Source organism: Photobacterium sp. SP02 (assembly GCF_038519165.1).
Taxonomy (GTDB): Bacteria; Pseudomonadota; Gammaproteobacteria; order Enterobacterales; family Vibrionaceae; genus Photobacterium; species Photobacterium halotolerans.
The window spans coordinates 12184-36782 of record NZ_JASJOJ010000044.1; the positions used below are offsets into that span (position 1 = coordinate 12184).

The following is a 24599-nucleotide window of genomic DNA, read 5'->3' on the forward strand; positions in this document are numbered from 1 at the left end:
CTCAGGCTGCATTGCAATCTCGGCGCTATGCTTTAGCGGTCTGCCAGCAATCCGATGGCAAACAGCAGGTTAGTCATCAGTGCTATTTTAGCCAGTAAGGCCAGCATAGGAGCCAATGACTGCGCTTTTTGCGTGACCAGCACGTTAGCGGCGTGCGCCAGCAACCAAGGGGCGGCCAGCAAAAATAACCAGCCCCACGCCGAACGGGCCGTCAGCAGGGCATAGGCCGTAAAGCCGATCAGGCTGGCAACCATGAGCAGCAGGTGATACCAGCGGCCGGCTGTCGGACCGAGTCTTGCCGCCAGGGTGAGTTTCCCGCAGGCCCTGTCGTTATCGATATCCCGCAGGTTATTGAGATTCAGTACCCCGACCGCCAGCAGTCCGCTGGCCGTCGCCGGCAGTAAGATGGCCCATTGGAGCTGGTGGCTCTGCAGGTAATAGCTGCCGCCGACGGCGACCCAGCCGAAGAAGATCAGCACCGCAGGATCGCCCAGTCCGCGATAACCATAAGGTTTTGTGCCTAAGGTATAGGCCAGTGCTGCCAGCACAGAAACGGCTCCCAGGGCCATAAAGCTGAGCAAGACGGTGAAGGACGGCCGGGCCAGCCAGAGCAGGGCGATGCCGCTCAGGGTGGTCAGCGTCAGGGTCACGCCTATGGCAGCACGCATGGCAGTGAGGGAAATCCGGCCCTGTTGCAGTCCGCGCTGCGGCCCCAGCCGGTGGCGGTTATCCGTGCCTTTGCGCACGTCGCCATAATCGTTGGCCAGGTTAGACAGTATCTGGAGCAGCAAAGCCGTCAGCAGTGCCAGCAGGGCGATCGCCGGTGAAAAGTGCCCCTGGGCAGCGGCCAGGCTGTTACCGCACAGCAAAGCGGCCACGGCCAGCAGCAGGGTTTTGGGCCGGGTCGCATCCAGCCAGACGGAGAGAGAGGACAAAGCCATGATCCCAAGATAAAGACAGCATAGGGTGTGAGTATGGTCCGATTACAGAAAAGAATGTTGCTCTGGCGCAACAAGAAGATAAAAAACGGGATGCCAGTCGATAATCTGGCATCCCGCTGGGTATGGAGCACTGAGTGGTTAAGTTAACCACTCAGTGACAGGTCGGGTTACAGAATAAAGCGGCTGAGATCTTCGTCTTCCACCAGCTCGCCCAGATGGGCATGCACATAGGCTTTGTCGATGATCTGCTCTTTACCGCCCTGTTCGGAGGCATCATAAGACAGCTCTTCCATCAGGCGCTCCAGCACTGTGTGCAGACGGCGGGCTCCGATATTCTCTGTGCGCTCGTTGACCTGCCAGGCCGCATCGGCAATCTGGGCAATGCCATCTTCGGTAAAGCTGATAGTGACATTTTCCGTGGCCAACAGGGCGCGGTACTGCTCGGTCAGCGACGCGTTCGGCTCGGTCAGGATACGCTTGAAGTCTTCGCTGGTCAGGGCTTCGAGTTCAACCCGGATTGGCAGACGGCCCTGCAGCTCAGGGATCAGATCAGACGGACGTGCCACCTGGAAGGCGCCGGAGGCGATAAACAGGATGTGATCGGTTCTGACCATGCCATGCTTGGTCGAGACCGTAGAACCTTCCACCAGCGGCAGCAGGTCACGCTGAACCCCTTCGCGGGACACATCCGGGCCTGAGCTTTCGCCACGCTTACAGATTTTGTCGATCTCATCAATGAAGACGATACCGTTGTTCTCGACCGCGTGGATAGCCTGCTCTTTCAGCTCTTCCTGATTGACCAGCTTGGCGGCCTCATCTTCGGTCACCGCTTTGAGCGCATCCTTGATTTTCATCTTGCGCTTTTTGGTGGTGTTGCCCGCCAGATTCTGGAACATGCCCTGCAGCTGATTGGTCATTTCTTCCATGCCGGGAGGAGCCATGATCTCAACGCCCATTTGCGGCGCGGCGACGTCAATTTCGATTTCCTTGTCATCCAGCTTGCCTTCGCGCAGCTTTTTGCGAAATGACTGGCGGGTGGCCGAATTGGTGTCGCTTTCTTCGTTCTTGCCCCAGGCATCACGCGGTGGCGGGAGCAAGACATCCAGGATGCGGTCTTCGGCCAGCTCTTCAGCGCGGAAGCGGACTTTTTCGGTGGCCTGCTGATGGGTCATTTTGACCGCAACGTCAGTCAGATCGCGGATAATGGTTTCCACTTCTTTGCCGACATAACCGACTTCAGTGAATTTGGTGGCTTCCACTTTGATGAAAGGCGCGTTGGCCAGTTTGGCCAGACGGCGGGCGATCTCGGTTTTACCGACACCGGTCGGCCCTATCATCAGGATGTTTTTCGGGGTCACTTCAACGCGCAGCTCTTCCGGCAGCTGCATGCGACGCCAGCGGTTACGCAGCGCGATTGCCACGGCACGCTTGGCCTTGTCCTGGCCGATAATATGGCGGTTCAGTTCATGAACAATTTCGCGGGGAGTCATTTCAGACATGGGGAATCCTTACTGGGTATCGAGTTCTTCAACAGTCTGGAAGTCATTGGTGTAAACGCAGATATCACCAGCAATGGTCAGCGACTTCTCAGCTATGGTGCGAGCATCCAGCTCGGTGTTTTCCAGCAGCGCCCGGGCTGCGGATAACGCAAAATTACCGCCTGAGCCAATGGCAATCAGGTCGTTTTCTGGCTGAACCACATCACCGTTACCTGTGATGATCAGCGAGGCGGTGGCATCCGCAACGGCCAGTAAGGCTTCCAGGCGGCGCAGGCTGCGATCGGTACGCCAGTCTTTGGCCAGCTCGACCGCGGCTTTCATCAGGTGCCCCTGGTGCATTTCCAGCTTGCGTTCGAAGCGCTCAAACAGGGTGAAGGCATCGGCGGTACCGCCGGCGAATCCTGCCAGTACCTGATTGTTGTATAAGCGGCGGACTTTGCGGGCATTGCCCTTCATGACGGTATTGCCCAGTGAGACCTGGCCATCACCGGCGATGACGACTTTTCCATTGCGACGTACAGAGACTATGGTTGTCACGGTATTACCTCTTAGCATCAGTCCGGCTCGTAGGCCGGTATGGGTATAGCCGCAGATCTGGGGATGGTGGTTTCCGATTTCAAGGCAAACGAAACAATCTGCGCAGTGAAGGCCATAAAAAAGGATGCCTTGGCAGCGTTTTGTCTGCTTCAGCATCCTTAATCAGTGTAGTGAGCCGTTATCAGCTCAGCAAACGACTCAGGCGTCCCAGTACCAGATGGCGCAAGGTTCAATCCCGGCCCGACGCAGCATATTGCGATCACTTTCGGCTTTGCGTTTCTGCGGGTATGGGCCGAGTACCACGCGATACCAGCTGCCTTTTTCACCCTGAGACACTTTGATCTGGCTGGTGAGCCCCTGGAAAGCAATCATGGCTTTGCGCTCCTCCGCCTGCCCTGGCGAGCGGTAAGCGCCACACTGCATCAGATAAGGGCGACCCGGCTTATCCGGCACCTTTTTCGCTTCCACCTGCACTTCTTTATTTTCCAGCTCTTCGATGTAGCGCCATTTTTCTGCCGGTTTAGGCGGTAATTTTTCTTGTTGCTTCGGCGCAGTCACAGGCTTGGTGTCGACTTTGGTGCTGGTTTCCTGCTTGGGTTTGGCGGCAGGTGCAGGCGGTGTTTTGTCTTTGACTGTGACCGGCGGCGGCTTAACCGGGGTCGCATGGGGTGCTGCAGGCTTGGGTGACGAAGACAGAAAATATAAGCCATAGCCGAGGGCAATCACCAGGCACAGGGCGATCAGTGCCCATTTTACCGGGAACTGGCCACTGGGTTTGCTGCTGCGGGAAGGTGTTCTTCTGGCGGGCTTTTTCGCGGCCCGGCCTCGCTTGACGTAATCTTTGGTTGCCACAATGTTTTGATGATTGTTGGACTAATGGTCAGACATGGTACAAAGAAGTGCCCACACTGGCTAGTGTCGGGAAGCCTGTACCTGCCGAAGAGGCAGAGCTTCCCGATCATTCTGTGACCTTTTGCTCAAAGTGATGATTTTTTCAGCTCAGGTCGCGCTGGCTATTGCGGATTGCCTGGCGGTGGCGCGGCACTTTCCCGGATGACCAGTTTGGCATCCAGCAGGCGCGAACCGGCAGCTATATCCTTGCCTTGTAAGATGTCCAGCAGCATCAGCATCGACTGACGGCCAATTTCATAGCGGGGCTGCGACACTGTGGTCAGCGGCGGATCGCAGTATTCGGCGAACTGAATATCATCAAACCCGACGATGGACAGATCCTGAGGAACATTGATCCCTAATCGCTTGGCTTGCTGCATGGCGCCGATGGCCATGACATCGTTGTGGCACAGCAGGGCGGTCGGCGGCTCCGGCAGCGATAACAGGGTGGTCACGGCGCGGGCACCGCCGGCAAAGGTGAAATCACTTTTTACCGTGTAAGCCGGATTCAGTTCTGTGCCGGCGCGGCGCAGGGCCTGCTGATAACCCTGGGAGCGGAACTGGCAGAGCATGGCTGTGTCGGGACCTGTGATCTGGGCTATGTGCTTGTGACCCATCTGGGTCAGGTAGTTCACGGCTTCAAACGCGGCGGTCAGGTTATCAATGTGGACAGTCGGCAGCTCCAGCTCAGGGGCAAACTCACAGGCCATCACCATAGGAGGCAGGTTTTTCTGCTCCGGTTTGCTGATATCAAAGGGTAAATCCGTGCCCAGCAGTAACATGCCGTCCGCCTGCTTGGTGAACACCAGATTCACGAATGAGTTCTCCCGGCTTTTCTGCTGGCCGCTGTCGCCCAGCAGCACCAGATAACCATATTCCATCGCCGCTTCTTCTATTCCCCGGATAATTTCCGTGAAATAGGGATCGCAGATGTCGGGGACGATAGCGACAATGGTTTTGGATTCATTGCGCCTAAGGTTACGAGCCAGGGAATTCGGGGAATAGCCAGCATCCATGACAGCCTGTTCGACTTTTTTACGGGTCGAGGCTGACACTTTTTCCGGGTTCATCAGCGCGCGCGACACGGTCGCGGTAGAGACTCCGGCTAGCTGGGCAACATCCTTCATTGTCGCCATAAATAGTTCCTCTCTAAGACATTTCTCTCAATAATGCTGGAGGATCGCAACCAAATCGGTGCAGAAACCTGGTCCAACAAGCCTGTTATTGTAGGCGCTTTATGCGGGTTTAAACATGTGCCAAATAGCATAAATTACATTGGGCTTGTGATCCAAATCGCATTAATTGTCTTATCTTCAGCTTAAATCCTGAGGTTCGACGTCCAGTGACCAGCGCACTTTCCGCGCCAATGGCAGCAAGTTAATGGCAGGACGCGCCACAGACAGCAGAGTTTGCAGGGTTTTCCGGTCAGGCGCCTGCAGCAGTAACTGCCACCGGTAGCGGCCGGCGCGGCGGGAGAGAGGCGCCGGATTGGGCCCCAGCACCAGAGTGTGTGACTCAAACAGCGGACTTGCTTCCAGAACGCCGCGCACCTGATGGAGAAACTGCTCGGTCAGCTCACTTTGCGCCGCTTCGGCTCTGAACAGTGCCAGATAGGTAAAAGGCGGCAGCATGGCCTGACGGCGTTCTGTCAGCGCCTGGGCGGCAAAGTGGTCGTACCCTTTGTAGAGAAGTGCCTGAAGCAGACTGTGTTCCGGGTGGTGGGTTTGCAGCAGCACTTCGCCCGGTTTGCTGGCGCGGCCGGCGCGGCCGGCGACCTGGATGAACAGCTGTGCCAGCCGCTCCGCTGCACGAAAATCATTGCTGAACAGTGCGCTGTCGACATCGACCAGCGCCACCAGGGTTACGTCGGGAAAGTGGTGACCTTTGGCCAGCATCTGGGTGCCGATTAGGATCTGGTATTCCTTGTTCCTGACTGCTTCCAGGTAATTGTCCAGGCTGCCTTTACGGCGGGTGCTGTCGCGGTCAATACGGACGGTTTTGAATTCAGGGAACAGGGTGGCAAGCTGATGTTCAAGCTGCTCGGTGCCGACCCCGACTGTCTGGAGCTGGGTTGAACCGCACTGCTGGCATTGGGGCATGACAGGACGCTGGGTCTGGCAATGGTGACAGCGCAGCTCGCCGGAGTGCTGATGATAAGTGTAATACGCATCGCAGCGCTTGCACTCCGCCAGCCAGCCGCATTCGTGGCACATCAGGGCCGGCGCGAACCCGCGGCGGTTGAGAAACAGCATCACCTGATTGCCGGCGCTCAGATGCTGACGCATACGGGCAATCAGCGGTGCGGACAGCCCAGCCTCCAGATGGAGCCCCTTCATGTCCAGCACCCCGTGACGGGCGGCCTGCGCGTTACCGGCGCGGCGGGTCAGGTGCAGGTGGTGGTATTTGCCGGTTCTGGCATTGTGCAGGGTTTCCAGTGCCGGGGTGGCTGAACCGAGCACAATCGGAATGTTTTCTTTGCTGGCCCGCAGCACGGCCATGTCCCTGGCGTGATAGCGCAGGCTGTCCTGCTGCTTATAGGATGAGTCATGCTCTTCATCGACAATAATGATGCCGAGATCGGCAAAGGGGGTGAACAGGGCTGAGCGGGTACCAATAATGATGCCGGCCTGATTGTCGCGCCCGGCCAGCCAGGCGCTGAGGCGCTCGGTATCATTCAGGCCGGAATGAATGGTGAACAGCGGCACGTTGAAGCGGCGCTGAAAACGGTTGATGGTCTGCGGCGTCAGACCAATTTCCGGCACCAGCACCAGGGCTTGTTTGCCGGCGGCCAGCACCGGCTCAATCAGGTTGAGATAGACTTCGGTCTTGCCTGACCCCGTCACCCCTTCCAGTAAATAACAGGCATAATCCGGGTTGGCATTGACGCTGGCAATCGCCAGCGCCTGCTCTTCGTTGAGGCGGGGTTTCTCTTCGGTGACCGCGAAATCCGTGGGCCAGTGGCCGCTGGGCGCTGTGGTGTGAAAACTCTCGACCCAGCCTTTTTCTGCCAGCGTTTTCAGGGTGGCGCTGTTCACCTCCTGATCGAGCAAGGCATCGTGACTCAGCGCGCCATGGCGCAGCAGCGTCAGTACTTTTGCCTGCCGCGGTGCCCGTTTGAGTGCCGCCAGAGGGTGTTCCTGACCTTTTTCTGTCAATTGCCAGTAACGAATCTCGGCATTGGCCGGTCTGCCTTTACGTAGGGCCGAAGGCAGGGCATTGGCCAGCGTATCGCCCAAAGGGTACTGGTAGTAGCGGCTGGTCCACTCCAGCAACTGAAACAATGGCGGCTGCCACAGCGGTTCGCTATCGAGAACGGCCTTGAGGGGCTTGAGCTGGTCGCGGGGAAAATCGGACTGCCCGGTCAGGGCAATGACTATCCCGGTCAGCTGCTGACGGCCAAATGGCACCCGTACCCGGCCACCGACCACAGGCCGTTGGCCTGATGGGATCAGGTAGTCGAAGCTTTTGTCCAGCGGAACGGGCAGGGCAACCCTGGCGATGGTGGCAGTCATGGGTATCGGCTGATATCACTTATACTTACAGGTAGAGGGCAGTGTACCTTGCACAGGGGGTGAGGCAAAGCAAGACGACACTGCGATTGCAGGTTGATCTGTGTCGGCTGATTGATTATCATACGCCGCCTATTTGTCCAGCGCCTTTGGCCTGGCAGTATTTATTAACCACGTGTGGTGCCCGGCTTTGGATCGGGAGAGCGACACGGCCTTAGCTTAGAGGTTTCCCATGAAACAAGGTATCCACCCAGAATACACAGCTGTAAACGCACGTTGTTCTTGCGGCAACGCTTTTGTCTTTAATTCAACTATGAAAAAAGACATCAACCTGGATGTGTGTGACAAATGTCACCCATTCTACACTGGTAAGCAGCGTCAAGTGAGCACCGGTGGCCGTATCGACAAATTCAACAAGCGTTTCGGCGCTCTGTCTAGCAAGTAATTGCGTTAAGACACTGTCGAGAAAAGGGACGCTCAGGCGTCCCTTTTTGCTGTCTGCTGTTTCTCCCTGCCTTAAATGACTGATTTATTAGTCGTGATGACTCCCGCTCGTTTTCTCCTGCATATCTTCTGGCCTGTCACTGTCATTGCCTTGGTATTACCAGCTTGTGCGAACTAGGATTTTGTGCTGCTATCGAATATGATTGATTGTTCAATACCGAACCGAACAGAACATCCATCCATTCAGGATTCTAATAATTATGTCTGAAGATTTTCGTCAACAAGCACTTCACTATCATGCTTACCCTGTCCCCGGGAAAATTTCGGTTGAACTAAGCAAGCCTGCCAATACAGTAGAAGATCTCGCTCTGGCCTACAGCCCTGGTGTGGCTGAGCCGGTGCGGGAAATCGCCCAGAATGCAGAGAATGTGTATAAGTACACAGGTAAAGGCAACATGGTTGCTGTGATTACCAATGGTACGGCCATTCTTGGCTTGGGTAACCTGGGGCCGCTGGCCTCGAAGCCGGTCATGGAAGGCAAGGCTCTGCTGTTCAAGCGTTTCGCTGGCCTGGATTCAATTGATATCGAAGTGAAACACCGTACCATCGACGAGTTCGTTGATACTGTGGCCAATATCGCCGACACCTTTGGCGGTATTAACCTGGAAGATATCAAAGCCCCCGATTGTTTTGAGATTGAAAAGCGCCTGATCGAGCGCTGCCAGGTGCCTGTGTTCCATGATGACCAGCACGGTACGGCGATTGTAACGGCTGCCGGTATGCTGAACGCACTGGAGCTGCAGGGCAAAGATATCAAAGAAGCAGTGATCATCTGTCTGGGTGCCGGCGCAGCGGCCGTCGCCTGTATGGAACTGTTGATCAAATGCGGCGCGCAGCGTGAAAAAATCTACATGCTGGATCGCAAAGGGGTGATTCACACCCGTCGTGATGATATCAACGAGTATAAGCAACTGTTTGCCAACAACACAGACAAGCGCACCCTGGAAGATGTAATCGAAGGGGCGGATATCTTTGTCGGTGTTTCTGGCCCGGATCTGCTGGCGCCTGAGTCGCTCAAGCTGATGGCCGACAAGCCGATCGTGTTTGCCTGCTCAAACCCGGATCCGGAAATTAAACCTGAGCTGGCCCATGCGGTTCGCAATGATCTGATCATGGGAACCGGCCGTTCGGATTATCCGAACCAGGTGAACAACGTTATTTGTTTCCCGTTTATTTTCCGTGGTGCGTTGGATGTGCGTGCCAGCGAAATTAACGATCAAATGAAACTGGCGGCGGTCAACGCTATCCGCGAACTGGCCAAAGAGCCGGTGCCGGCAGAAGTGGTGAAAGCTGCAGGGGTGGATAAGCTGGAGTTCGGTCCTGACTATATTATCCCTAAACCTATGGATCCGCGTTTGTTGCCACGGGTTGCCAAAGCGGTTGCGGTAGCGGCGGTGGAATCCGGCGTTGCCCGTATCGAAATGCCTGTGGGTTACATGGAAGTGTAATGACACACAGTGTGTGCTTATGATTGAAAAAACCAGCCATATGGCTGGTTTTTTTTTATCTCAGGGCGTTATCTTGATTATTCGTTGATGTCTTCGTATTCAATACCCAGGCTGTCCATGATGGCCTTGGCTTCTGCCGGCAAATCGTCAGGACGATCTTTGCGGATATCTTCATCCGTTGGCAGTGGCTGGCCGGTGTAAGCATGCAGGAATGCCTCGCACAGCAGTTCACTGTTGGTGGCGTGGCGAAGGTTGTTTACCTGACGGCGGGTGCGTTCATCTGTGAGGATTTTCAACACCTTTAATGGGATAGAGACAGTGATTTTCTTGACCTGCTCATTTTTCTTGCCATGTTCCGCATAAGGGCTGATGTACTCACCGTTCCACTTTGCCATTGTTTACCTTCTCAGCGATATAGGGTTTTGAAATATTGTATGGGGGGAATTTTAGCGGCATTTACTGCCACAAGCAAAGACATATAGACGTCTAGAAGTGTTGACGTCTTTTTTAAATCTCGCTAAGGTTGAGGCATCTTACTCTCGTCGGCCTCTGGCCTGGTCCCAGAAACAAGGAAGCAAATTACATGAGTGACAAGAAAACAGCTACTATCGCTGTTCGCAGCGGCATTGAAACCGATCAGCAATTTCGTGCAGTGGTGCCACCTATTTACTTGACCTCAACCTATGGCTTCCCTGAATTAGGGACTTTACCTCAGTATGATTATTCCCGCTCGGGAAATCCGACCCGTAATTTATTGGCAGACACCCTGGCAGAGCTGGAAGGCGGGGCCGGCGGTGTGGTGACCAGCTGTGGTACAGCGGCGATCAACCTGCTGGCCACGGCGCAACTGGGGCCAGATGATCTGGTTGTGGCGCCCCATGACTGTTACGGCGGCACCTACCGCTTGTTCAATACCCGTGCCGGCAAAGGTGACTTCAAGGTACTTTTTGTCGATCAGGGCAACCCTCAGGCGCTGGCAGAGGCATTAGCGAAAAAGCCGAAACTGGTGTGGGTCGAAACGCCGTCCAACCCGCTGTTGCGGGTGATCGACGTCGAGCAGCTGTGCCAGCAGGCGCACGATGCGGGGGCGCTGGTGGCAGTGGACAACACGTTTCTGTCACCGGCACTGCAGCAGCCGATCGCCCTGGGCGCAGACTTCGTGGTGCATTCCACCACCAAATATATCAATGGGCATTCCGATGTGGTTGGCGGGGTGCTGATTGCCAAAGACAGCGAGCACGCCGAGAACTTGTCCTGGTGGGCTAACTGTATCGGCGCCACCGGCGCGCCCTTTGATGCTTACCTGACCCTGCGCGGTGTGCGTACTCTGATGGCGCGTATGCGTGTCCATGAAGAAAACGCTGCCCGGCTGCTGGCCTATCTGCAAACCCAGCCGCTGGTAGGCAAGATTTATCACCCCAGCCTGGCTGATCACCCGGGTCATGAGATTGCGGCCCGGCAGCAAAAAGGTTTTGGCTCCATGCTGAGTTTTGAGCTGGCCGGCAGCACGCAGCAACTGGAAGTTTTTGTGGCGTCTTTAAACGATTTCTCTCTGGCTGAGTCACTGGGCGGCACGGAAAGTCTGATTGCGCATCCTGCCAGCATGACCCACCGAGCCATGTCGGATGAGGCGCAGCGCGAGGCAGGTATCTTGCCGTCGCTGCTGCGTCTGTCTGTGGGCCTGGAAGATGCCGATGATTTGATTGCCGATCTGGTCCAGGCCTTTGCCAAAGCGGCGGAGGCCAGTGAATGACCCTGAAACGTCAGCTGCACAAATTTGGCGGCAGCAGTTTAGCGGATGCCAGCTGTTACCGTAATGTCGCCCATATTCTGGCGCAATACTCCAGCACTGAGGATCTGGTGGTGGTCTCGGCGGCCGGCAAAACTACCAACCGACTGATTCAGTGGCTGTCTTTACTGAGCAAAGACGGCCGGCTGGCGCATGAAAGCCTGCAGGATTTGCGCACCTTCCAGCAGCATCTCATCGAAGAGCTGCTGGAGGAAACCGTGGCGGATGAGTTGTTAACCTCGCTGCATCTGGAATTCAGCGAGCTGGGCCAGCTCACCGACAGCGACATCACCCCGGCCAGACAAGCCTGGGTACTCGGACACGGTGAACTCTGGTCTTCCCGACTCTTGGCCGCACTGCTGACCGGCAGCGACACCTGTCCGTCGCAGCTCACTTCCAGTGTCCGTCCGTCGTCAGGCACAATCAGCTTGATCCTGCGGTTGCCGTCCACCACCAGCGGGCGGCATGACAGGGTATGGGGAAACATAGGCACCAGGGTAATGGCATTAAGGCTCGGCGAGAGAATCGGGCCGCCACCGGACAGCGAATAGGCGGTGGAGCCGGTTGGGGTGGCGATGATCAGGCCGTCGGAGCGCTGAGAAAACGCAAAGCTTTCATCGATGTAGACCTCGAACTCAATCATATGGGCGATTTTGTCCGGGTGCAGTACGGCTTCATTGAGTGCGGTGTTGCGGCTTTTTATCTGGCCATGACGGTGAACTTCGGCTTCCAGCAGGAAGCGCTGTTCGGTGACGAACTCGCCGTCCAGCACCTTTTCCAGCTCCTGCTCGAAGTTGTCCGGATCTAAATCAGTCAGGAAGCCCAGATTACCGCGGTTAACGCCGATCACAGAGATATCAAAGCGCGAGAGTACCCGTGCGGCGCCTAACATGTTACCGTCCCCCCCGACGACAATGGCCAGGCTGGCGCGGTCACCTATGGTGAGCAAATCGCACAGCGCTTCAGCGGGCACATCCAGATCATGGGCAAGACGATGATCAACCAGTACCTGGTAGCCTTTGGCGGTCAGCCAGTTGTAAAGGCTGGTGTGGGTGTGAAGCGCATCAGGATTTCTCGGCTTGCCAACCAGGGCGATGATTTCAAAAGGGCGCGTCATGTCCTTGATCCAACGGGTAAGAATGGGGCCAGTATAGCCTTAGCAATAAGGAAATGTCGCCCTTTGTCGTCGATATCGGGTTGAATCGTTGAACTTCATCCCCATAATATGCCCATCACGTTTTAATAGTGGCCGGCAAGTTGCGCCTTGCGTAACCTATCGGCCATGCATATCACCCTTTTTGAGCTTAGCGGAGTAGCGAAAGCATGAGCAAGAAAGACGAAGTGTTGAACGAAGAAGAACTGCAGCAGGCGCAGACGGAAGCAGCAGGCGCTGAAGCGGCTGCAGACAGCGCGGAAGAACTGACGCTGGACGAGTTGGCACTGTCCCGTATTGAAGAACTGGAAGCCGCGCTTGCGGTCAGTGAAGCCAAAGTGAAAGAGCAGCAGGATTCAGTACTGCGTGCCCGCGCGGATATTGAGAATATGCGCCGTCGTACCGAGCAGGAAATCGACAAAGCCCGTAAGTTTGCGCTGGAAAAATTTGCCGGTGAACTGCTGCCTGTGATCGACAACATGGAGCGTGCGCTGGAACTGGCTGATAAAACCGACGAGACATTAAAGCCAATGCTGGAAGGCGTTGAGCTGACCCTGAAAACCATGACCGACACGGTAGAGAAATTCGGTCTGAAAGCCATCAACCCTATGGGTGAAGCGTTCAACCCGGAATTCCACCAGGCGATGTCGATGCAGGAAAGCGCAGAGCATGCGCCTAACACCGTCATGATGGTGCTGCAGAAAGGGTATGAGCTGAACGGCCGTGTGGTTCGTCCGGCTATGGTGATGGTCGCTAAGGCGGCACCAGGCAGCAATGTCGACACTCAGGCCTGATGCGCCTGACGGGCAGGCCGAGTGATGAAAGCCCACTCTGGTGGGTTTTTATTTTTTACATTTTTTTTCGACCTGCCCCTTGAAAAGGTCTCTGATGGCCTTATTTAGTAGTCATACGATAGCGTAATTGAATTAATTGAGGGCCTTGGCCCCCATGCTCGATTCTGCATTACGCAGAACGAAGCCAGTAAACCAACGAATTTCGGAGAAAGCCAGATGGGTAAAATCATTGGTATTGACTTGGGTACAACCAACTCATGTGTAGCTGTACTGGATGGTGATAAGCCACGCGTTATTGAGAACGCAGAGGGTGATCGCACTACGCCTTCTATCATCGCTTATACACAAGATGGCGAAACACTGGTCGGTCAGCCTGCGAAACGTCAGGCAGTGACAAACCCAGAAAATACCCTGTATGCAATCAAGCGTCTGATCGGTCGCCGCTTCGAAGACGAAGAAGTACAGCGCGACATCGAAATCATGCCTTTCAAAATTGTGAAAGCAGACAACGGTGATGCTTGGGTGGAAGCGAAAGGTCAGAAAATGGCCGCGCCTCAGGTTTCAGCAGAAGTGCTGAAGAAAATGAAGAAAACCGCTGAAGACTACCTGGGCGAGAAAGTGACAGGTGCAGTAATCACTGTTCCTGCCTACTTCAACGATGCTCAGCGTCAGGCTACTAAAGATGCCGGCCGCATCGCGGGTCTGGAAGTGAAGCGTATCATCAACGAACCGACTGCTGCTGCTCTGGCTTATGGCCTGGACAAGCAAGGCGGTGACCGCACTATCGCGGTATACGACCTGGGTGGTGGTACTTTCGATATCTCTATCATCGAGATTGATGAAGTTGAAGGCGAGAAGACGTTTGAAGTACTGGCAACCAACGGTGACACACACCTGGGTGGTGAAGACTTTGATAACCGTCTGATCAACTACCTGGTTGACGAATTCAAGAAAGATCAGGCCATCGATCTGCGTAAAGATCCGCTGGCGATGCAGCGTCTGAAAGAAGCGGCAGAAAAAGCGAAAATTGAGCTGTCTTCTGCTCAGCAGACTGACGTGAACCTGCCGTACATCACTGCAGATGCGACAGGTCCTAAGCACATGAACATCAAAGTGACCCGTGCCAAGCTGGAGTCACTGGTTGAAGATCTGGTACAGCGTTCTCTGGAGCCAATGAAAGTGGCACTGGCTGACGCCGACCTGTCTGTAGGCGAAATCACTGACGTTATCCTGGTGGGTGGTCAGACGCGTATGCCTATGGTTCAGGCCAAAGTGGCTGAGTTCTTCGGCAAAGAAGCACGTAAAGACGTCAACCCGGACGAAGCCGTTGCCGTAGGTGCTGCGGTTCAGGGTGGTGTACTGGCCGGTGAAGTTAAAGACGTTCTGCTGCTGGACGTGACACCGCTGTCTCTGGGTATCGAAACCATGGGCGGTGTGATGACCAAGCTGATCGAGAAGAACACCACGATTCCGACCAAAGCGGAGCAAGTGTTCTCGACAGCAGAAGACAACCAGAACGCGGTAACTATCCATGTGCTGCAGGGTGAGCGTAAGCAGGCGAACTTTAACAAGTCCCTGGGTCAGTTCAACCTGGAAGGTATTCAGGCAGCACCTCGCGGTATGCCTCAGATTGAAGTTATCTTTGACCTGGATGCTGACGGTATCCTGCACGTGTCTGCGAAAGACAAGAGCACAGGTAAAGAGCAGAAGATCACTATCCAGGCATCTGGCGGTCTGAGCGACGACGAAATCGAGAAAATGGTTCAGGAAGCAGAAGCTAACAAAGAAGCGGACAAGAAGTTCGAAGAGTTAGTCTCTGCCCGTAACCAGGCTGACCAGTTGGTACACGGTACCCGTAAGCAAATCGAAGAAGCGGGCGACGCACTGCCAGCTGATGAGAAAGAGAAGATCGAAGCCGCGGTTTCTGAATTGGAAGCAGCACGTAAAGGCGAAGATAAAGAAGCGATTGATGCCAAAGTACAGGCACTGATCGCGGCTTCTCAGAAGCTGATGGAAATTGCCCAGCAGCAAGCTCAGGCCCAGCAAGCGGACAGCGGTGAGCAGACTCAGTCGAAAGACGACGATGTTGTAGACGCCGAGTTCGAAGAAGTAAAAGACGATAAAAAATAAGAGTGTGATCTCATAATCTTATTTGGGCACGGGCGTTTGGGGATACTCTTACGCCCGTAGCTGTATAAGCAGGTGACAGTTTAACTATGTCAAAACGTGATTTTTACGAAGTGTTAGGCGTAGGCCGTGACGCCAATGAGCGTGACATCAAAAAGGCCTACAAACGTCTGGCGATGAAGTACCACCCGGACCGTAATCCGGGCGACGACACGGCGGCGGACAAGTTCAAAGAAGTGAAAACCGCCTATGAAATTCTGACCGATCCTCAGAAGAAAGCGGCCTACGACCAGTATGGCCATGCAGCCTTTGAACAAGGCGGTATGGGCGGTGGTGGCGGCTTTGGCGGCGGCGCAGATTTCAGCGACATCTTTGGCGATGTGTTCGGCGATATCTTTGGTGGCGGTGGCCGTCGTGGTGGTGGTCAGCACCGTGCTCAGCGCGGCGCCGACTTACGCTATAACATGGAGCTGACCCTGGAGGAAGCGGTACGCGGCTGCAGCAAGGAAATTCGCGTTCCCACCCTGGTAAACTGTGATACCTGTGAAGGGTCAGGGGCGAAGAAAGGTTCCTCGCCAACGACCTGCGGAACCTGTCACGGTGCCGGCCAGGTGCAGATGCGTCAGGGCTTCTTCGCGGTACAGCAAACCTGTCCTCACTGTCATGGTCGCGGCAAGATCATCTCTGATCCTTGCGGTAAGTGTCATGGCCAGGGCCGGGTTCAGGAAACCAAAACCTTGTCGGTGAAGATTCCTGCCGGTGTGGATACGGGCGATCGTATTCGCCTGACCGGAGAAGGTGAAGCCGGAGAATTCGGTGCGCCAGCCGGGGATCTCTACGTTCAGGTGCACGTACAGAAACACGCTATTTTTGAGCGTGACGGTAACAACCTGTACTGTGAAGTACCGGTCAGCTTTACCATGGCGGCACTGGGCGGTGAAGTGGAAGTCCCGACACTCGATGGTCGTGTCAGCCTGAAAGTACCGACGGAAACCCAGACCGGACGTATGTTCCGTATGCGCGGTAAGGGCGTGAAGTCTGTCCGTGGCGGTGCGGTTGGTGATCTGATCTGTAAGCTGGTGGTTGAAACACCGGTGAACCTGAGCACGCGCCAGAAAGAACTGCTGCAGGAATTTGAGAACACGCTGGCAGGCTCTGATGCCAAAAAGCACAAGCCGCGCTCGGAAGGTTTCTTCGACGGCGTGAAAAAGTTCTTTGATGATCTGACCGGTTAACCTCTGAGTCACTTATCTTAAAGGCCAGCATTATGCTGGCCTTTGTCGTTTCTGCCGCTGCCATTTTGTACCAGCCGCTTTACCAGCACTCAGACGGAACAGTGGTGCCATTGTGTAACAGCGCAATAGAGCCGCATTCCTGCGCGCCATCTTTGCTTTCGGCCCACAGCCTGTATGTGCCACTCTCCAGTGCAATCCGGTAAGAATAGAAGGGGTTGTCATAACGGCAGGCGGGACAGAGCGCGGCGGACAACTGCGCCGGATACGCCTGACCCTGAGAACGCTGCTGTTCAATGGCGAGCTGCAACATGATGAGATCGGCCTGGGCCTGACGCAGATAGGCTCTTTGCTGATGCGCCTGATAGGCCGGCAGGGCTGACATCGCCAGTATGCCTGCCAGGGTAACGACAATCAGCAGTTCGATCAGTGTCACTCCCTGCTGATTTTTTGATTTCCTCATCTTTCTTTCCTTTCGATTCATGTCACTAAGTCGCTATTCCGAAACTGCATCTTGCTGTTGTTTTGCCATCCTATTGCGCGGTGAAAAAGGTTCGGGAGCAGCTCAGGTGCGAAGTTGGGAGTCAGCGACAGAAAACATGCCATTCAGGCAAACGCGGTTACATTGTGTTGCGAGCGTCAGAGGGATGACGCTGATTGAAGCCATAGTGGTGTTATCTGTCATCATGCTGATCGCTACCGTGGCCGCGCCTTCCTTTTCGGAGGTCTTTGCCACTCAGCGCCTGCACCGTTTGGTCAGTGAGCTGGAATGGTTGCTGGTCCAGGCCAAATCGGAAGCTGTGATGCGCGGCGAAGATGTGTCGATGGGTTTAGAGACCGTTCCGCACCATACCGCTCAGCACCATACCGTGACGTCGCAGCCCTTAACTGACGACTGGACAATCCTTGCCAGGCTGGCAGATGGCGAGCCTGTGCTAAAACCGCTGACCGCCGCTGATTTCCCGCAAATGACACTGTCGCGCAGTTTTGCCAGTGATGTTCTGACAGTGGACAGTCTGACAGGACGCCCTCACGCCGCAGGCAGCTTTTTTGTCGGCCGGGACGGCAAGTCGCAGGTCAGGATCACTTTCAGCAATGTCACCGGCAGAGTCTATGTCTGCACTTTGAGCGGGGAGGCCGGTTATGCCCAGTGCTGAAAACCTCAGCAGGCAAGGCGGGTTCAGCCTGATAGAGCTGACGGTCGCGACCGGATTGAGTCTGATGGTGCTGTCTTTGCTGGTGCACTTGCTGATGGCCGGAAAACAGGCGGCACTGAGCCGCTCGCTGCAGCTGATCCTGGCTCAGGACGTGCAGGATGCCTGGCGCATGCTCTCGGGGGATGTCCGTCGGGCCGGTTTTCAGACAGCAGATCCGGGGACGCCGCTTTTGCTGCCGGGGGCGGTTCACACGATACAGGTGACGGCCGGGCACTGTCTGGTGATGAGTTACGAACTGGCTGGCCGTGCTGTAGTAAAGGCCTATTACCAGCAAGACGGCGAATTAAGAGTACGTTCGTCGCACGATACTTTTTCTAGCCCGGAGCAGGCATGTCAGGGCGGACAGGCACTGCTGGACGGCCGCTGGATGACAGTGACCGGATGGCAGGTTCAGTCTGACACTTACCAGGCTGAAGGCGTCCCGGGCCAGCAGTTATCTGTCCGTCTTTCTGTCTCATCGCTGGACGGCTCAACGCAGCTTGATGAAACGATGGCGCTGAGGGTCAGGAATCCGTGATGAAACCTCAACGTGCCGCTGTCAGGGCCCAGCAAGGCATCAGCACTTTACTGATGAGCAGCCTGACGCTGTCTGTGGCCATGGTCTTTGTGCTGACCAGCTACAGCACCAGCTTTTATCAGGTCAAACGCGCCCAGAATACCGTGTTTTCGCGTCAGGCATTCTGGCTGGCAGAAGGCGGACTGGCTTGCGGGCTTGGCCTGCTGGCTGAGCATTTTCAGCGCCAGCCGGTCAGTACCGATCCTCAGGCGTTTTCTGACAGCGGTTCAGCTCTTTGCCCGTCAACACAAGGCGACGGGCATATAGCGGTGCGAATTGCGCCTCTGGCGGACGGCCGCTATCAGGTAAGCGCCGAAGCCAGGGTGGCCGGCAAGGCCAGAGTCAGGCTTCAGCACATTGCTGTGGTGAGGGTGTGCAACTCAGGTGCAGAGCCGTTGTCGGCCAGCGACGAGCAAGAGCAAGAGCAGGAACAAGAGTGCGTGGCTCTGGGCTCCTTGCCGCAAGCGCAAGAGCGGCTGGTTTATCAGGTCCGCTGGCTGCGCGGGGCCTGGCATGATGTCTGACGCTATAAAGCCGGTAGTGAACAAACAGCAGGGCTTCAGTCTGGTGGAGGTGCTGGTGTCGCTCCTGCTGGTCAGTGTCGGCCTGGCCGGTCTGATGAAGCTGCATGCCTATCTCAACATACAGGCTGATAATGCCCTGGTCATGCTCACTGCGGTGAATCTGGCGGAATCGCAGCTAGAGAAACTGCACCTGAAGAGCCAGCATCTGGATAGCTTGCACTTAGCAAGTCTGCGCGCTGATCCTCAGCCGGGACAGCTTACGCACACACAGCAGCATGCTTTGCATGGTGTCACTATCCGTTTGCAGACTGTGATAGGTCATGACACACAGCCCGGTGGTATCTCAACGGTGACGGTACAGGCAAGCTGGCAAGATCGCTGGCATAGGGAGCATCAGGTGACTCTGGAGAGCAGAATACCGCTTGCCCTGCATTAAGTCTCAGCGGTAATTTTCTGCTGTGAGTGAGTCCTGTCAGTGCGGACGGGCAGAATCTGCCGGTACGTGGTTAAGGTTAAAGAAGGGGAAGAATACGCAGGGATGAGCTTTTGGGTTGCAATGGTCTAAAAGCTGTACAAGCTGATCATGCATTAAATATCAATACTTTAGATTTAATTGGCTTGCCATGATCCTTTTGCATGAAATGCTGTACAAGACAGAGCTGGCTGATAGCTGAAAAGCTGTACATAGTGGTTTGGCGCGTCTGACACTCAAGCGGCCACAGCACGCCAGTCTCAATATTGAACAGCAAATAAAGTCAGTCCCATGGTGTATGCTTATGTGACTATGATCGCAAATTATTACAAGGTGGCGCCCGGTGTTGAGCGTAAATAGTCAACTAGCCCTCTGGCAGTGTTTGGGGGGTGTACGGCCTGCTTTTCTGGCGGCTGACAGGCGAGCGGCTTTGCTCGCCTGCCTGCTGTGCTTTGGTGGCGGCCTGGGCCTGAGCACAGAGGCGGCTGCGACGCCCTGGGAGCAGTTTCGTGCCCCGACAGCAGGCAGCCCGCAGTCGATCGGCAGTTACAGCAATGGCTGTCTGGCTGGTGCCAAAGTGTTACCCGAACAAGGGGAAGGCTATCAAAGGGTCAGATCCGAGCGCGGGCGCTTTTACGGTCACGAGAGCATGATTACTTTTTTGGAGCAATTGTCGGCGAAGGCGAAAAAATTGCAGTTGGGTAATTTGCTGGTCAGTGATATCGCCATGCCGCGCGGCGGTCGGTTTCGCTCAGGGCATGCCAGTCATCAAACCGGGCTGGATGCCGATATCTGGCTGACGACCTTAGACCAACCGGCCTCTCAGCAGGCTCTGCCTGAGCTGCAACCTTTACCTATGGTTGATCTCAAGGCATACCGCATTATCAAAGACAATTGGTCGGCCAGCCAGGCGAACCTGATTCAGCTGGCGGCGTCAGATGCTAACGTGGCGCGCATATTCGTCCACCCTGTCATTAAAGAACAGCTGTGTGACGCGCAATGGACAGATCGCAGCTGGCTGCGCAAGGTAAGACCCTGGTGGGGCCATTACTATCATTTTCATGTCCGTCTGCATTGCCCGCAGGGAAGCCAGCAATGCAAGGAACAGTTACCGCCGCCTCCGGGCGATGGCTGCGGTGCAGAGCTGCTTTCCTGGCAACCCAAACCTGCTGCAGAAAAGAAAACGGCCAGTGCCAAACCGGTTAAGAAACGGCCTGTGCTGAAACCGCTTCCGCCTGCGGGTTGCATGGCGATGCTGAATGCCCCTGCTCAGGATGCGGACAGAGACAAATACGCCAAAGAGCAGCGCGCACTCAGGGAGCAGTCTCAGTAGCGCAGTTACGCCATTCCCTGCAACACCACAAACTTCTCAAGCAATTGCTCCTCGGTCTCGACATGTGCGGGATCGAGGATAATGCAGTTATTGATCGGGCAGACTGACTGGCAGGTCGGTTTGTCGTAATGGCCTTTGCATTCGGTACAGCGGTCAGGATCAATCTCATAGATCTCCGCCCCCATGCTGATGGCATCGTTCGGACATTCGGGATCGCACATGTCACAGTTGATGCATTTGTCTGTAATCAATAAAGCCATAATTTTTACGTCCGAGGAGGTTCTTGTCACAGGGTAAAGCGGGTGTGCGATCCTTTGCCGGTTAACTGCGCTTTGTGATATTTCCCCAAAAAATGAAAGGAGTTAAAGCGGCAAAAAGTGTAGCACAGAAGTCAGTAACGCCCAATAACTTGGGGGAAACGGGTGCGTTATCGCCAAGAACGGGCTAATTCAGTGATTTAACGTTGTTTCTTCCTCAGCCGCAAATCAATAGTGTTCTGGCAATGTTGGTTTTTTATGCCATGGCTGACAAAGTGGCATCCGACATTATTGTTGAAATTGAGTGCATTATATCAAGGGCCATTGTGAACAGTGGTTCCTGGATTATGCGGGGGAGTGGTAAATGAAGGTGCGATTAGACCCCATAGCGTTGATCGTTGTTTCTATCTTACTGGGTTGGGGATGGACGGAAGTAACGACAGAGCCTGTGTGCCAGCAGGAAATGGTACAGCAGGGTGTGCGGTATACTATCCCTATCAAATGCGCAGATATTCCCAATGTGACGGTGAGTAGTTAGTCTGCCACCGTATTGCAGAGGATCAGCAATACGGTGGCGAACAGAAGCCGGTCAGACCGCGTTAGGGTTACGGGTGGTTGCACCGGCGTTGAGATTGCGCATCAGTAACGCGAAGGGCAGCGCCAGATCTTCCGGCACAGGAATAAACACGAAATGTCCGCTGCCTTTGGCATCTGCAATGGTTTCGGATTTACGGTTTTCCATGTGCTCCAGGGTAAAGGTGACGTTGCCGTTCGGTGTCATCAGCTCCAGGCTGTCACCCACCAAAAATTTATTTCTGACTTCGACTTCCGCCAGTGCACCGCGGCGCTTGCCGGTGAATTCGCCCACGAACTGCTGGTTATCCGAAATAGAGTAACCGTAGTCGTAATTCTGATAAGCATCATGGGTATGACGACGCAGGAAGCCTTCGGTGTACCCACGGTGAGCCAGACTTTCCAGTGTCGACATCAGGCTTTCATCAAACGGTTTGCCAGCCGCAGCATCATCAATCGCTTTACGGTACACCTGGGCCGTCCGGGCGCAGTAGTAGAAAGACTTGGTGCGACCCTCAATTTTCAGCGAATGTACGCCCATTTTGCTCAGGCGCTCAACATGCTGAACCGCGCGAAGATCTTTGGAGTTCATGATATAGGTGCCGTGCTCGTCTTCAAACGCCGCCATTTTTTCATCCGGCTTGTGGCTTTCGCTCAGCAAAATGACTTGATCGGTCGGCTTGCCTTCACCCAGCGTGGGCGCGACGTCCTGCATCTGTACCGCGGAAGCGGCTTGCTGCACTTCTACAATCTGACCGGCATCGTCTTCTTTGGCGGTTTCCGCCTTGTATTCCCAGCGGCAGGCATTGGTACAGGTGCCCTGATTGGGATCCCGCTTGTTCATATAGCCAGACAGCAGGCAGCGGCCTGAGTAGGCCATGCAAAGTGCGCCGTGAACAAAGATTTCCAGCTCGGTTTGCGGGCATTTTTCACGGATTTCTTCGATTTCTTCCAGCGACAGTTCGCGGGATAGGATGACCCGCTCAATCCCTTGCGTTGACCAGAATTTTACCGTCGCCCAGTTCACCGCATTGGCTTGTACTGACAGGTGAATCGGCATGTCCGGGAAGCTTTCTCTGACCATCATGATCAGGCCGGGATCGGACATGATTAAGGCGTCAGGGCCCATCTCAACAATCGGGGTCAGATCGCGAATAAAGGTTTTAAGCTTGGAGTTATGCGGCTGAATGTTGCACACCACGTAGAACTTTTTACCCTGGGCATGGGCTTCGTCGATACCGATTTTCAGGTTGTCGTGGTTGAATTCATTGTTGCGCACACGCAGGCTGTAACGGGGCTGGCCGGCATACACGGCATCGGCACCGTAGGCGAAGGCATAGCGCATGTTTTTCAGGCTGCCGGCAGGCGATAACAATTCAGGTTTAAACATAACTCGGGTTTCCCTTTTGGGTCAAAGTCTGATGTCAGATCAGGCCGCACTCCTGCTCACCGTCAGGGTGAATTCATGGGAGGCGGAAAACAGAGGGCGAATTTTACTGTGAAGGCAGTGAGCTGGCAAATATCCTGAATCTTGCTAAGGGTATTAAAGGGCGCAAAAGATGACAGCGGCTCACTATTGATGTGAATCCTGTTCCATAAAAATCAGATTAGCTGTATGAGTATTAGGAGAGTCAGCCGTTTGGGTTTACTGATGAACGGTTTTTTTTCATTGCATTAAGTTGGATATCAAAAATGGATATAGTGTCTGTGATTTCGTCTGTGTTTAGTATTTGGGTGGTGCTGGCAATCCTGGTGATTGTCATACTGCGTTCTTCTATTAAGTTTGTGCCGCAAAATACCGCTGTGGTCGTTGAGCGATTCGGCAAGTATCACAAGACCATGGAAGCGGGTCTGAATTTTATCGTGCCTATGATTGACCGGGTGGCCTACACCCAGACCCTGAAAGAGCAGGCGTACGATGTGCCGAGTCAGTCGGCCATTACCAAAGATAACATCTCCCTGATTGTTGACGGGGTGCTCTATATCAAGCTGATCGACCCTTACAAAGCCAGCTATGGCGTCGATAACTATATTTTTTCTGTCACTCAGCTGGCGCAGACCACCATGCGCAGTGAAGTGGGTAAAATGGACTTAGACAAGACGTTCGAAGAGCGTGAGAATCTCAATACGGCGATTGTGTCTGCCATCAACGATGCTGCTTTGCCTTGGGGTGTTCAGGTACTGCGATATGAAATCAAAGATATTGAGCCGCCACGTTCAGTACTGGACGCCATGGAGCGTCAGATGAAAGCCGAGCGTGAAAAGCGGGCGGTGATCCTGGAATCTGAAGGTAAGCGCCAGAGCGAGATCAATATTGCCGAGGGTATGAAGCAGGCCCGGGTACTGGCAGCAGAAGCGGAAAGATCCGAGCAGGTTCTCAAAGCTGAAGGTGAAGCACAGGCTATTCTGGCGGTCTCGAAAGCCGAAGCCGATGCACTGGCGATTATCGGCCGGGTGGCGTCTACCGAAGAAGGTCAGAAGGCGATACAGCTGGATCTGGCGGGCAAGGCCATTCAGGCCAGAGAAGCGATTGCCAAAGAGTCTTCCGTTGTTCTGTTGCCTGATGCCTCTTCTTCAGCGTCAAACATAGTGGCAGAAGCCATGACCATTATTCACCAGCTCAACCGTCAGCAGGGCAACCCGGCTAAACAGGCCGGAACACAAGAGGAACACTAATGATGGCGGATTTCTTTGGGCTGAGTCCGGCTCAGCTGACCATAGTGATCGGCCTTATTCTGCTGGCCGTCGAGGTCTGGATGCTGGGGCTGTCGACTATCGTTTTGCTGGCTCTTGGCGTGTCAGCCATTCTGACTGGTATTCTGGCATTGGTGGGCGTGGTGCCGGAAACCATGACTGCCCTGGTGGCGGTCAGCGGTATCGGCGCGGGTGTACTGACGCTGCTGTTGTGGAAACCGCTGAAACGCTCGCAAAAAGCGGAAAAACCGAAACAAAATATCAGCAGTGACTTTATCGGCCTGACGTTCCGGCTTGATGCCGCACTCAGCCATGACCAACCGGGCACAGTAAAGTATTCCGGCATCAGCTGGAAACTGGTACTGAGCAGCGATTACACCGGAGAGCCGGTGGAAAAAGGGCTGGAAGTGGAAGTGGTGGCGGTGGATGTTGGCCGCTTTACGGTTAAACCTGTGCATCAAGACTAAACGGTTGATTGTGATGATTCTTTCCCTTGAAAAGGGGGAGGGATCGAATCGAGATTGCAGGAATCACATTGATTCCCTCCCC

General features: G+C 54.8%; 24 protein-coding genes and 2 pseudogenes. 15 read left to right on the forward strand and 11 right to left on the reverse strand.

The annotated features are described in order from the left end of the window. Positions 1 to 32 precede the first annotated feature (32 nt). The 6 genes from P0Y67_RS16495 to priA form a co-directional block, all read right to left on the reverse strand. A complete protein-coding gene (locus P0Y67_RS16495; RefSeq protein ID WP_342392756.1) occupies positions 33 to 941 on the reverse strand; it encodes a 1,4-dihydroxy-2-naphthoate polyprenyltransferase in 909 nt (302 codons plus the stop codon). A 167-nt stretch (positions 942 to 1108) separates the two neighbouring features. Then, the gene (gene hslU, locus P0Y67_RS16500) at positions 1109 to 2440 is read right to left on the reverse strand and encodes an HslU--HslV peptidase ATPase subunit (protein WP_342392757.1); all 1332 of its coding nucleotides are present in this window, start codon (positions 2438 to 2440) and stop codon (positions 1109 to 1111) included. 9 nt (positions 2441 to 2449) lie between these two features. Next, positions 2450 to 2977: an ATP-dependent protease subunit HslV gene (gene hslV / locus P0Y67_RS16505; protein WP_027250611.1), complete on the reverse strand. Its 528-nt coding sequence runs from the start codon at positions 2975 to 2977 to the stop codon at positions 2450 to 2452. Between the two features lie 198 nt (positions 2978 to 3175). Then, positions 3176 to 3829, reverse strand: a complete 654-nt coding sequence (locus tag P0Y67_RS16510; protein ID WP_237794893.1) for an SPOR domain-containing protein — start codon at positions 3827 to 3829, stop codon at positions 3176 to 3178. Between the two features lie 161 nt (positions 3830 to 3990). Beyond that, positions 3991 to 5004, reverse strand: a complete 1014-nt coding sequence (gene cytR / locus P0Y67_RS16515) for a DNA-binding transcriptional regulator CytR (RefSeq protein WP_337112650.1) — start codon at positions 5002 to 5004, stop codon at positions 3991 to 3993. Between the two features lie 177 nt (positions 5005 to 5181). Continuing rightward, a complete protein-coding gene (gene priA / locus P0Y67_RS16520) occupies positions 5182 to 7380 on the reverse strand; it encodes a primosomal protein N' (RefSeq protein ID WP_342392758.1) in 2199 nt (732 codons plus the stop codon). A gap of 229 nt (positions 7381 to 7609) precedes the next feature. Between priA and rpmE the strand changes: the two genes are divergently transcribed. Beyond that, positions 7610 to 7822, forward strand: coding sequence for a 50S ribosomal protein L31 (gene rpmE, locus P0Y67_RS16525; RefSeq protein ID WP_046220348.1), 213 nt, complete (start codon positions 7610 to 7612; stop codon positions 7820 to 7822). A 259-nt stretch (positions 7823 to 8081) separates the two neighbouring features. After that, the gene (locus P0Y67_RS16530) at positions 8082 to 9329 is read left to right on the forward strand and encodes a malic enzyme-like NAD(P)-binding protein (RefSeq protein ID WP_342392759.1); all 1248 of its coding nucleotides are present in this window, start codon (positions 8082 to 8084) and stop codon (positions 9327 to 9329) included. 77 nt (positions 9330 to 9406) lie between these two features. Here the strand turns inward: P0Y67_RS16530 and metJ are convergent, their stop codons facing one another. Next, positions 9407 to 9724, reverse strand: coding sequence for a met regulon transcriptional regulator MetJ (gene metJ, locus P0Y67_RS16535; RefSeq protein ID WP_027250617.1), 318 nt, complete (start codon positions 9722 to 9724; stop codon positions 9407 to 9409). 188 nt (positions 9725 to 9912) lie between these two features. Between metJ and P0Y67_RS16540 the strand changes: the two genes are divergently transcribed. Beyond that, positions 9913 to 11082, forward strand: coding sequence for an O-succinylhomoserine (thiol)-lyase (locus P0Y67_RS16540; RefSeq protein ID WP_342392760.1), 1170 nt, complete (start codon positions 9913 to 9915; stop codon positions 11080 to 11082). After that, a pseudogene (locus P0Y67_RS16545) lies at positions 11079 to 11483 on the forward strand (amino acid kinase family protein); the annotation flags it as partial. The gene P0Y67_RS16540 and the pseudogene P0Y67_RS16545, both read left to right, overlap by 4 nt. Here the strand turns inward: P0Y67_RS16545 and nadK are convergent. Then, positions 11477 to 12235: pseudogene (nadK, locus tag P0Y67_RS16550) on the reverse strand (NAD(+) kinase); the annotation flags it as partial. The pseudogenes P0Y67_RS16545 and nadK overlap by 7 nt on opposite strands. Positions 12236 to 12441: 206 nt before the next feature. Here nadK and grpE point away from each other — a divergent pair. The 3 genes from grpE to dnaJ all read left to right on the forward strand — a co-directional run bounded on the left by grpE (position 12442) and on the right by dnaJ (position 16427). Next, positions 12442 to 13065: a nucleotide exchange factor GrpE gene (gene grpE, locus P0Y67_RS16555; protein ID WP_027252998.1), complete on the forward strand. Its 624-nt coding sequence runs from the start codon at positions 12442 to 12444 to the stop codon at positions 13063 to 13065. A gap of 216 nt (positions 13066 to 13281) precedes the next feature. Then, positions 13282 to 15195: a molecular chaperone DnaK gene (gene dnaK, locus P0Y67_RS16560; protein ID WP_027252997.1), complete on the forward strand. Its 1914-nt coding sequence runs from the start codon at positions 13282 to 13284 to the stop codon at positions 15193 to 15195. Positions 15196 to 15281: 86 nt separating this feature from the next. Continuing rightward, a complete protein-coding gene (dnaJ, locus tag P0Y67_RS16565; protein ID WP_027252996.1) occupies positions 15282 to 16427 on the forward strand; it encodes a molecular chaperone DnaJ in 1146 nt (381 codons plus the stop codon). Between the two features lie 79 nt (positions 16428 to 16506). Here dnaJ and P0Y67_RS16570 read toward each other — a convergent pair whose 3' ends face one another. Then, complete coding sequence (locus P0Y67_RS16570; RefSeq protein ID WP_342392761.1) at positions 16507 to 16887, reverse strand: type IV pilin protein; 381 nt, start codon at positions 16885 to 16887, stop codon at positions 16507 to 16509. Positions 16888 to 16993: 106 nt separating this feature from the next. Between P0Y67_RS16570 and P0Y67_RS16575 the strand changes: the two genes are divergently transcribed. From P0Y67_RS16575 to mepA, 5 genes are all read left to right on the forward strand, one after another. Continuing rightward, positions 16994 to 17581, forward strand: coding sequence for a pilus assembly FimT family protein (locus P0Y67_RS16575; protein ID WP_342392762.1), 588 nt, complete (start codon positions 16994 to 16996; stop codon positions 17579 to 17581). Further along, positions 17568 to 18158 (forward strand): hypothetical protein, encoded by a 591-nt coding sequence (locus P0Y67_RS16580; protein WP_342392763.1) that lies wholly within the window; start codon positions 17568 to 17570, stop codon positions 18156 to 18158. The genes P0Y67_RS16575 and P0Y67_RS16580 overlap by 14 nt, the downstream gene beginning before the upstream one ends. Then, positions 18158 to 18721 carry a hypothetical protein gene (locus P0Y67_RS23040; RefSeq protein WP_446728849.1) on the forward strand — a complete coding sequence of 188 codons (564 nt, stop codon included), beginning with the start codon at positions 18158 to 18160 and terminating at the stop codon, positions 18719 to 18721. Before P0Y67_RS16580 ends, P0Y67_RS23040 begins: the two co-directional genes overlap by 1 nt. Next, positions 18714 to 19157 (forward strand): prepilin-type N-terminal cleavage/methylation domain-containing protein, encoded by a 444-nt coding sequence (locus tag P0Y67_RS16590; protein ID WP_342392764.1) that lies wholly within the window; start codon positions 18714 to 18716, stop codon positions 19155 to 19157. Before P0Y67_RS23040 ends, P0Y67_RS16590 begins: the two co-directional genes overlap by 8 nt. 466 nt (positions 19158 to 19623) lie before the next feature. Then, positions 19624 to 20526, forward strand: coding sequence for a penicillin-insensitive murein endopeptidase (gene mepA / locus P0Y67_RS16595; RefSeq protein WP_446728850.1), 903 nt, complete (start codon positions 19624 to 19626; stop codon positions 20524 to 20526). A 5-nt stretch (positions 20527 to 20531) separates the two neighbouring features. Here mepA and P0Y67_RS16600 read toward each other — a convergent pair whose 3' ends face one another. Next, positions 20532 to 20786, reverse strand: a complete 255-nt coding sequence (locus P0Y67_RS16600) for a YfhL family 4Fe-4S dicluster ferredoxin (protein WP_337114170.1) — start codon at positions 20784 to 20786, stop codon at positions 20532 to 20534. Positions 20787 to 21147: 361 nt separating this feature from the next. On the opposite strand from P0Y67_RS16600, the gene P0Y67_RS16605 reads away from it, so the two are divergent. Beyond that, complete coding sequence (locus P0Y67_RS16605; protein WP_342392766.1) at positions 21148 to 21321, forward strand: hypothetical protein; 174 nt, start codon at positions 21148 to 21150, stop codon at positions 21319 to 21321. A gap of 51 nt (positions 21322 to 21372) precedes the next feature. Here the strand turns inward: P0Y67_RS16605 and trhP are convergent, their stop codons facing one another. Next, positions 21373 to 22746 (reverse strand): prephenate-dependent tRNA uridine(34) hydroxylase TrhP, encoded by a 1374-nt coding sequence (gene trhP / locus P0Y67_RS16610; RefSeq protein WP_342392767.1) that lies wholly within the window; start codon positions 22744 to 22746, stop codon positions 21373 to 21375. Positions 22747 to 23048: 302 nt separating this feature from the next. Between trhP and P0Y67_RS16615 the strand changes: the two genes are divergently transcribed. Then, a complete protein-coding gene (locus tag P0Y67_RS16615) occupies positions 23049 to 24032 on the forward strand; it encodes an SPFH domain-containing protein (RefSeq protein WP_342392768.1) in 984 nt (327 codons plus the stop codon). Positions 24033 to 24034: 2 nt separating this feature from the next. Then, the gene (locus P0Y67_RS16620) at positions 24035 to 24517 is read left to right on the forward strand and encodes an NfeD family protein (protein WP_342392770.1); all 483 of its coding nucleotides are present in this window, start codon (positions 24035 to 24037) and stop codon (positions 24515 to 24517) included. Positions 24518 to 24599 lie beyond the last annotated feature (82 nt).

Excerpts from the sequence above, each read along its gene's own strand:
- P0Y67_RS16540 (WP_342392760.1), top strand. The coding sequence starts at position 9,913 with ATGAGTGACAAGAAAACAGCTACTATCGCTGTTCGCAGCGGCATTGAA.
- P0Y67_RS16605 (WP_342392766.1), top strand. The coding sequence starts at position 21,148 with ATGAAGGTGCGATTAGACCCCATAGCGTTGATCGTTGTTTCTATCTTA.
- P0Y67_RS16530 (WP_342392759.1), top strand. The coding sequence starts at position 8,082 with ATGTCTGAAGATTTTCGTCAACAAGCACTTCACTATCATGCTTACCCT.
- dnaK (WP_027252997.1), top strand. The coding sequence starts at position 13,282 with ATGGGTAAAATCATTGGTATTGACTTGGGTACAACCAACTCATGTGTA.
- dnaJ (WP_027252996.1), top strand. The coding sequence starts at position 15,282 with ATGTCAAAACGTGATTTTTACGAAGTGTTAGGCGTAGGCCGTGACGCC.
- P0Y67_RS16590 (WP_342392764.1), top strand. The coding sequence starts at position 18,714 with ATGTCTGACGCTATAAAGCCGGTAGTGAACAAACAGCAGGGCTTCAGT.
- P0Y67_RS16580 (WP_342392763.1), top strand. The coding sequence starts at position 17,568 with ATGCCCAGTGCTGAAAACCTCAGCAGGCAAGGCGGGTTCAGCCTGATA.
- metJ (WP_027250617.1), bottom strand. The coding sequence starts at position 9,724 with ATGGCAAAGTGGAACGGTGAGTACATCAGCCCTTATGCGGAACATGGC.
- P0Y67_RS16570 (WP_342392761.1), bottom strand. The coding sequence starts at position 16,887 with ATGAGGAAATCAAAAAATCAGCAGGGAGTGACACTGATCGAACTGCTG.
- P0Y67_RS16495 (WP_342392756.1), bottom strand. The coding sequence starts at position 941 with ATGGCTTTGTCCTCTCTCTCCGTCTGGCTGGATGCGACCCGGCCCAAA.
- grpE (WP_027252998.1), top strand. The coding sequence starts at position 12,442 with ATGAGCAAGAAAGACGAAGTGTTGAACGAAGAAGAACTGCAGCAGGCG.
- cytR (WP_337112650.1), bottom strand. The coding sequence starts at position 5,004 with ATGGCGACAATGAAGGATGTTGCCCAGCTAGCCGGAGTCTCTACCGCG.
- trhP (WP_342392767.1), bottom strand. The coding sequence starts at position 22,746 with ATGTTTAAACCTGAATTGTTATCGCCTGCCGGCAGCCTGAAAAACATG.
- priA (WP_342392758.1), bottom strand. The coding sequence starts at position 7,380 with ATGACTGCCACCATCGCCAGGGTTGCCCTGCCCGTTCCGCTGGACAAA.
- rpmE (WP_046220348.1), top strand. The coding sequence starts at position 7,610 with ATGAAACAAGGTATCCACCCAGAATACACAGCTGTAAACGCACGTTGT.
- P0Y67_RS16620 (WP_342392770.1), top strand. The coding sequence starts at position 24,035 with ATGGCGGATTTCTTTGGGCTGAGTCCGGCTCAGCTGACCATAGTGATC.
- P0Y67_RS16600 (WP_337114170.1), bottom strand. The coding sequence starts at position 20,786 with ATGGCTTTATTGATTACAGACAAATGCATCAACTGTGACATGTGCGAT.
- P0Y67_RS16615 (WP_342392768.1), top strand. The coding sequence starts at position 23,049 with ATGGATATAGTGTCTGTGATTTCGTCTGTGTTTAGTATTTGGGTGGTG.
- hslU (WP_342392757.1), bottom strand. The coding sequence starts at position 2,440 with ATGTCTGAAATGACTCCCCGCGAAATTGTTCATGAACTGAACCGCCAT.
- P0Y67_RS23040 (WP_446728849.1), top strand. The coding sequence starts at position 18,158 with ATGAAACCTCAACGTGCCGCTGTCAGGGCCCAGCAAGGCATCAGCACT.